General features: G+C 54.5%; 9 protein-coding genes. 8 read left to right on the forward strand and 1 reads right to left on the reverse strand.

What is annotated here, in order from left to right; all coding sequences use genetic code 11:
• The 7 genes from LWH94_RS18615 to LWH94_RS18645 all read left to right on the forward strand — a co-directional run.
• On the forward strand, nt 1–308 hold a 308-nt coding region (locus LWH94_RS18615), incomplete at its 5' end, for a transposase (protein WP_232903236.1).
• A gap of 32 nt (nt 309–340) precedes the next feature.
• Nucleotides 341–562, forward strand: coding sequence for a hypothetical protein (locus LWH94_RS18620; RefSeq protein WP_232903237.1), 222 nt, complete (start codon nt 341–343; stop codon nt 560–562).
• 74 nt (nt 563–636) lie between these two features.
• The gene (locus tag LWH94_RS18625) at nt 637–1,113 is read left to right on the forward strand and encodes a hypothetical protein (RefSeq protein WP_232903238.1); all 477 of its coding nucleotides are present in this window, start codon (nt 637–639) and stop codon (nt 1,111–1,113) included.
• Between the two features lie 38 nt (nt 1,114–1,151).
• Nucleotides 1,152–1,658, forward strand: a complete 507-nt coding sequence (locus LWH94_RS18630) for a hypothetical protein (protein ID WP_232903239.1) — start codon at nt 1,152–1,154, stop codon at nt 1,656–1,658.
• Between the two features lie 59 nt (nt 1,659–1,717).
• The gene (locus tag LWH94_RS18635) at nt 1,718–2,701 is read left to right on the forward strand and encodes an AAA family ATPase (protein ID WP_232903240.1); all 984 of its coding nucleotides are present in this window, start codon (nt 1,718–1,720) and stop codon (nt 2,699–2,701) included.
• A gap of 87 nt (nt 2,702–2,788) precedes the next feature.
• The gene (locus LWH94_RS18640) at nt 2,789–4,915 is read left to right on the forward strand and encodes an ATP-binding protein (protein WP_232903241.1); all 2,127 of its coding nucleotides are present in this window, start codon (nt 2,789–2,791) and stop codon (nt 4,913–4,915) included.
• Nucleotides 4,916–4,936: 21 nt separating this feature from the next.
• The gene (locus LWH94_RS18645) at nt 4,937–5,407 is read left to right on the forward strand and encodes a 3'-5' exonuclease (protein ID WP_232903242.1); all 471 of its coding nucleotides are present in this window, start codon (nt 4,937–4,939) and stop codon (nt 5,405–5,407) included.
• Between the two features lie 41 nt (nt 5,408–5,448).
• On the opposite strand, the gene LWH94_RS19495 is transcribed toward LWH94_RS18645, so the two are convergent.
• Nucleotides 5,449–5,574, reverse strand: a complete 126-nt coding sequence (locus tag LWH94_RS19495) for a hypothetical protein (protein ID WP_268928152.1) — start codon at nt 5,572–5,574, stop codon at nt 5,449–5,451.
• A gap of 69 nt (nt 5,575–5,643) precedes the next feature.
• Between LWH94_RS19495 and LWH94_RS18650 the strand changes: the two genes are divergently transcribed.
• Nucleotides 5,644–6,336 (forward strand): hypothetical protein, encoded by a 693-nt coding sequence (locus LWH94_RS18650; RefSeq protein ID WP_232903243.1) that lies wholly within the window; start codon nt 5,644–5,646, stop codon nt 6,334–6,336.
• Nucleotides 6,337–6,581: the final 245 nt, after the last annotated feature.

A 6,581-nucleotide genomic window follows, 5' to 3' on the forward strand; every position in this document is an offset into this window, starting at 1 on the left:
ACAACAGCTCCACTCACAAAACACCGGAGGTGAAAGCCTGGCTGGAAAAACATCCCCGGTTCAAGCTTCACTTCACACCAACCAGCGCCTCTTGGCTGAATGCCGTGGAGGGCTGGTTTGGTCAACTGGAACGCCGCGCTTTGTACCGTGGCATTTTTACCAGTGTCGGCGAACTGAAGAAGGCGATTCGTCGCTTCATCCAAACTCATAATGAGAAACTGGCAAAGCCCTTCCGCTGGCACAAGAGTGCAGAATCGATTATGACTTCAGTGGCGCGAGCAAAGCTGAGTGTTATTGATAATAAATAAAGGGATTACCCAGACGGGACACTAGTGATGAAGTGGAGCAGATCATTGGGTACCCGCCCGAAATTGCAGATTCCAGCAGTGGGGAAGTTTGGTCCTACCCCTATTCAGAGATTCCTCATTTCGGACAGAACATTAACGAAACAACCGTTGTTCGGTTCGATTCCGCAGGAAAGTTGGCCAAAGCCTACAAGACAAACACGCGCACCGGCTCCAGTGGTAATCCATTGCTGGATGCTGCCAACGGTAACAACTAAACGTTGTTGATGTTTACAGTCCGAATCGCCTGGCGATTCGGACTGGGCAAATCCATCTACATGAGCGCGGCTATATGATCATTCTGGACATCGAGGCAAGCAGCCTGAGTGAAGACAGTTACCCCATTGAGATCGCCTGGTGCAGCCTAAACGGTCAGCTGACTTATTCAACACTGATAAATCCGGATACAGCTGGTGGATGGGAAGACTGGGACACTTATGCAGAAACGGAGATTCATGGTCTGTCGCGCGAAATCTGCTGTAGCGAAGGCGCCAATGTGGTGAAAGTGGTACAGGCGACTGAAGAGTTGCTGCTGGATCACCCCGTGTTCTCAGACGCCCACTGGCAGGACCAGAAGTGGCTGGACCGGTTATTCGAGGCTGTTGGAAAGCGGCCTCCAGCCAAACTGATGCCTCTCGACCAGGCAGTTCCGCCCGATAAGCGGTTTGATCTTGCGGTTAGGCTTGCTACTCCAACGCGTCCCCACCGGGCTTTGGCGGATTGCCAGTTACTCGCACAGATCGTTCGAGAAGTTCGGGCCGGCGCTTAAGGCCCTCTGACTCTCCTCAACTGAAGAAGGAAGCTGATATGGACTCACAACCGAAGAGCAGATCCGAATACCAGAGCGCCATCACTGGTGTCATGGAGGAGCTTTGGAATCAGCAGCTGCACAAACCGGATGTGTATCGAAAGTATAAGGATCAGTTTGATTCCTACGAAGCCTTCCCGGCGGTTTATAAAGGAGTCGCGGCTGTTCTGGGGCTTGCGTCACTGGGTCTAGGATTGGCGTTTCATTGGTTCATCGGAGCGGTTGGGTTGATCGGAGTCCTGTTTTTTGTTCTCCGAACCCGCAGCAACGCGAAGCAAGCCCGGCGGCAGCTTGGAGATCTGGTGCAGCCAAGCCAGATTTTCCCTGGGGTTGCCTCTAACAAAATCGAGATGGAGGCGAGAGATCGTTCTCAGGATGCGGGGCACTACATCCGGGCAGTCAATGCCGGAGGGCGTTATGGGCTTTCAGGGTTTGAGGTGCAGCGGATTGCGAGGATTCTCAGTTATCTGGATCGCCTGGAGGAGCTGGAGGCAGAAAAGAACTGATACCTAAGCGTTTTACTCACCAAGATTCTACCTGCCTGAACTGACCTGAAGGAGAGCTTATGGGAGCTGCACACGCCCTGATCCGCCGCGCATTTGATGTTGTCTCCGTCGAGGATCTAAAAATGCTAGATCCTCTTCTCGCAGAGTCGCCTGAGATGGAGGCTCTGTTCAAGCGCATCGTCGAAAATGGACCGGAACGACGCTTGCACAGGCCTCAGAAGCAGGTTCTTGTTGCGCTCAGACAGTTGCTGGAGGAGTTTCCGAACTTTCGCGAGGTCACCACAAACCTGATCGGGAGTTACAAGATTTCCCTGATTGGAGGGACTGCATTGCAGCTGCCGGTGATCAACCTTCAGGGTCCTCCAGGCGTTGGCAAAACGACCTACGTAAAGGCTGTTGCCAAGGCTCTGGGCCAGTCATTTCATGACCTGAAGGTGTCCCAGATGCTGGAGCGTTTTGAGCTGGCGGGTATGTCTCGCGGTTGGAAGAATGCCACGCTGGGCAAAATCGCCAAAATTCTCCTGGTAGATGAAGCACAGGAAGGTCAGCCCGTGGTGCTGTTCGATGAGCTATGTATGGCTCGCGACACTGAAGAGTCCTCGGTGATTCACCCACTGTATACGGTGTTCGACCGTGACAGCGGGGATCAATTCCGGGATTTGTTTCTCGATATACCAATCAACACTCGGTACCTGATCGCCTTCACCACCACCAACAACATCGAAAAACTGCGCCCGGCGCTGCGTTCGCGGTTGGTGTCTTACGACATCGATGCACCGAACAATGGTGAGATGCGCGCGGTGGCTCAGAAGCTCTACGGGCAGTTGCTTGAAAAGTTCAACCTGGAGCGCCGCTTTCCGGAACGGCTCAGTGTGCCGGTATTGAACAAGCTGACGCAGGGTTCCATTCGAGACATGAAGCTGAAGCTCGAACAGGCGATTACCCGGTCGGTGGGGGAGTCTCGGGACAATGTCATGTTCCAGATTGGCCCGGAGCATATCCCGGGTTCTGAGGAATCAAAGCGCTCTATTGGCTTTCTGTGAGGAGGATGACCCATAACTGACACGCCCGTGCCTCGTGAGCTTTCGAGCTGCAAACCGCTTTCCCGCCATGGTCTGAAGGAGACATCTATGAGCCTCAAAAACGAACCTCTACTGGTTTTCAAAGGTGTGAATGCAAAGCCTATGCACGGTCGGTATGCCGAACGTTGCACCGAGGCGGGAGCGCCGTCGGCTATTCATGAGGGCATGGAGAAGTCTGTGGTCATTACCTTTGATGATGCGAATCGCCATCTTCTGGTATTGGGTGCCACCGGTGCTCGCAAAACCACGAATGGCCTGGCCCCGGCAATTGCACAGATGATCGCGAAGTACTGCGCCGGCATAGTGGTGGATGTAAAAGGTGAGTACCGCCATATGGCGGACCTGCATCCAGACCGGGTGGTTGTGGTGGGAGCCGACGACGATGCGACTCCCTACAACCTGATTGAGGGGATGTCGGATGAACAGTTCTCCAGTTTTCTTGAGGAAATCACACCACGGGTGAGAGAGGCTTACTGGGGCACTCAGGGCATTAAGGATGCACGGTTCATCCGTAAGGTGTACCAGCTGATGGGGGCTGAAGCGACCCTTGCCAACATTGTGGAGGCGCTGCAGGCACCGGCTGAGTTCGTAAAGATGGCCGATACGGTCATTATGAGCAGGACGACGCTTGCGACCGACTTTCAGTCGCTGCTTGAGGCGGTTATCGCCAACAGCTTCAGTATTCTCGCCCGAGGCGGGTCAAAGTTGCTGGATGAAGATGCTCCGGGCATGGATGAAGTGCAAAAGCAGTATACCTGGCATACCGCCGGGCTGATCTCTGCGCTTGCTCCGTTCAGTGTAAACGCGGCTCTGCGAGAGAAGTTCTCGCCGGACCCGAACAAAGAGGCCGGGCAACAGGCTGAGCCGCTCCCGAATATGGAGGATCTGTTGTATCGGGACCGCAAGGTGCTGTTGCTTGACCTGCCTCTTGACCGCTTTGGCAGCACCGCGCACGTGGTGTCCAAGCTTCTGCGTATCCGGATGATTTCCGCTATCACCGGCTTCCGGGATCACAAACGCATTGGCTGTGGCGATTCGTTCTACACCTTCTTCGCCGCGGATGAGTACCAGCATCTGGTCAATATTGATCAGGGGGCTTCAGCTGGGGGCTTGTTCGATGACACCACGTTCTTCGATCGTTGCCGAGGCTATGGGCATATCAACCTGATTGCTACCCAGAGTGTGTCAGCGCTGCGAGCTAAAGTAGATTCGGTCTCCGGAGATCGGGGCTTGGACTGCCTGCTTCAGAACATCGGTACCGTGGTGGTGTTCTCATCATCGGATCCGGCCACCGATTCCCTGTTGCGAGGACGGGTTTCCGCGGTGGATGCTGAACAGATCAGCTCGATTGTCCGCAGTGACTTGCCCGCGGGCGAAGCCTATGTGATTGGGCGTTCGATGGCTCGCCATGGCGGCACCACGTTGGTGGCACGGGTGAAGGGCAGTGAAATTCCCGGCCAGGAACACATGAGTCGGTACTTTGCGGGCATGCCGGACCCGTTGCGGGCTGTCATCTACAGTGCCCAGCCGGACTATGTGGTGAACCCTCATCACAAGAAAGCGAAGGAAAATGCGCTGCCCGGAGGGATATGGGTGCTGAAGGCACACTTTGTTCGGCGCAAGCAGACGATTCTCGAGGAGCTTGAGCTCGAGCAGGCCTACAACAAAGACTTGAGCCCTCGGGAAATCAGCGTGCTGATGGACGATGAGGACTTCACGGTGGCTCTGCATGGCTGCATGGATGGTCAATACCCGACGCTATGGCAGCGGTATTTGAACCTGGCCATTACCAGGAAGGGGACTGATGGTTGGCGCTGTGAGGTGCCCATGTGCGCTGTAATGGCGCTGGTTGAGGACAAAATGGTCCCCGCTGATCGGCATCGGCGAAGACACAAGCTCAGTGGCTTCGACATGATGAGTGAGCAGCCCAGAAACGCAGAACGTGAGGCGGAGATCGAGGACGTGGAGATCAAAGGCGACGGCGATCCCTTTGGCGCTGACTACGCCGATGATGTGACGTTCTGTGCTGGATCCATGCAGACCAAGATGAGCAAACGCCACTGGAATGAGATCTGTAAGGCTCTGGGGCACCTGGAGTCTGAGTACAGCCGGGTTTGCTTCGATACGATGGACCTGGAGGGGGATCCGTTTGATGTGTTTTTTGATGAGGAGTGAACGGGCTGCGGGAGGAGAGCGGTGATCGTTATCGATGTTGAAGCGAGTGGTCTGGGACCGGAGAGTTATCCCATAGAGGTTGCCTGGGCGCACCGCTTCGACCCGACTCGATTTGATTCGTTTCTTATAAAGCCCGCTCAGCGATGGGTTTATTGGGATGCGTATGCAGAATCGGCGATCCACGGCATTTCTCGTGAACAGCTTCAGCGGGAGGGCGTTTCGATTGCTGAAGCTGTTGACCGACTCGACGTAGCGCTTACGGGGGAGGTGGTCTACTCAGACTACGTGCCAGCGGATCGTCCATGGTTGGTCAAGCTGTACCGGGAGCTCGGCCGGGAACTGCCGTTCGAGTTCCGTCCGGTTCAAAGTTTGCTGCCTCCGGCTAAGTCGGCAATGTACTCCGTGAGGTTTGATTCCACGCCCACTGAACATCGAGCATTGGCGGATGTGCGGAAGATAATTCGAACCTTGAATTTCTTCGCGCCGGAGTAGGTCGCGCCATTCATGGCCAACTGAAATGTCGAATTGCTGATTTAGCCCTTGAGTTTCCTGGTAGCCCAAGCTTCCAGTTCATCTGCCTTCCAGTAACCGATGAGCCCTATCGTCAATAAGGCCAGCACAAACCCGCCGTAACCTACCAAAGCTGCAAGCATATTCATGATTATGGCTCCCTGAGAGTCAACTGGTATTATGCTAACTCTTTAATTGGTATGGGGCTACAGGACTGAATGGCAATAAATTTCTACGAGAAAGGCCAGCTCTCCTCAGGTTTTTGTGGCTGGAGAGTGGTTGCCACCATTCGTGGCAAACGCTATCAGAAGTATTTTTCACTGAACCGCCCGAGTAAACGCATCCCCGAAGAGGTCTGGTTTCGCTACCAGGAAACCCGTGCCAGATACTATGAGGCCCGGTGGCAAGCACGTTCCGCTGCGGTTCAGTATCGGGATTTCATTTCTAAGAATCATTATTCTACGCTGCCACACCGAGGTGTAGGTTTTCAGGGGAGCACACTCGGCATTGGGCGTGGTAATCGCTGCAAGCATGATCAGTGTTATTTCTCTGTGAACCTGCGGGGCAGGGCGGCGAAGGTATTTATAACCGGAGACCGACCTCTGACGGCGGCATGGCACCATGCCGTGGATGTGTGGGGCAAAGGGTTTGAGATACGCCCGAAAGATATCGCTGCAAAACGGAAATTGGTTCCGGCCCCAGATCAGTTCAAAGCACTGCGCAAGCAGATGAATGAAAACGAAGGGGCCGACTTTTCGGCCTCGGTGCTGCACCACGTGTACCAGGAGCAGCGTGAGGCGATTGAGAAGCAGAAGGTTGCCAAGGTGTTTGATAAGCCAGCAACCCAGGATGAGTTGCTGGCGTTTTCGGCGAATTTGCAGTGGGAGATTGAGGCTTACCGTAAGAATTGATTCCAGGTGGTCTTAGCTGAATTCAATATCGACAAAGCGGTTTAGGTGCAGCGTTCGCCTCAATCCAAATTGGGCTGGAAAACGCCACTGGTCTCCCTGTAGTAGGGTTCTTCACCCTTAGCCCGGATTTCTCATAGGTCCCCAGCAAGTCTCGCAGACTGTGCGGGTTACCGCCATTACCGCTCATTGGCGGCCGTGACTGATCAATAATCGATCAATTCCTGTTGTCCGGACACACGGCCCCC

This window comes from Marinobacter sp. G11 (assembly GCF_021282325.1).
In the GTDB taxonomy this organism is placed as follows: domain Bacteria; phylum Pseudomonadota; class Gammaproteobacteria; order Pseudomonadales; family Oleiphilaceae; genus Marinobacter; species Marinobacter vinifirmus.

Bases quoted from the DNA above. Each gene is read 5' to 3' on its own strand.
- LWH94_RS18635 (WP_232903240.1), top strand. From the start codon at position 1,718: ATGGGAGCTGCACACGCCCTGATCCGCCGCGCATTTGATGTTGTCTCC.
- LWH94_RS19495 (WP_268928152.1), bottom strand. From the start codon at position 5,574: ATGAATATGCTTGCAGCTTTGGTAGGTTACGGCGGGTTTGTGCTGGCC.
- LWH94_RS18640 (WP_232903241.1), top strand. From the start codon at position 2,789: ATGAGCCTCAAAAACGAACCTCTACTGGTTTTCAAAGGTGTGAATGCA.
- LWH94_RS18650 (WP_232903243.1), top strand. From the start codon at position 5,644: ATGGCAATAAATTTCTACGAGAAAGGCCAGCTCTCCTCAGGTTTTTGT.
- LWH94_RS18630 (WP_232903239.1), top strand. From the start codon at position 1,152: ATGGACTCACAACCGAAGAGCAGATCCGAATACCAGAGCGCCATCACT.
- LWH94_RS18625 (WP_232903238.1), top strand. From the start codon at position 637: ATGATCATTCTGGACATCGAGGCAAGCAGCCTGAGTGAAGACAGTTAC.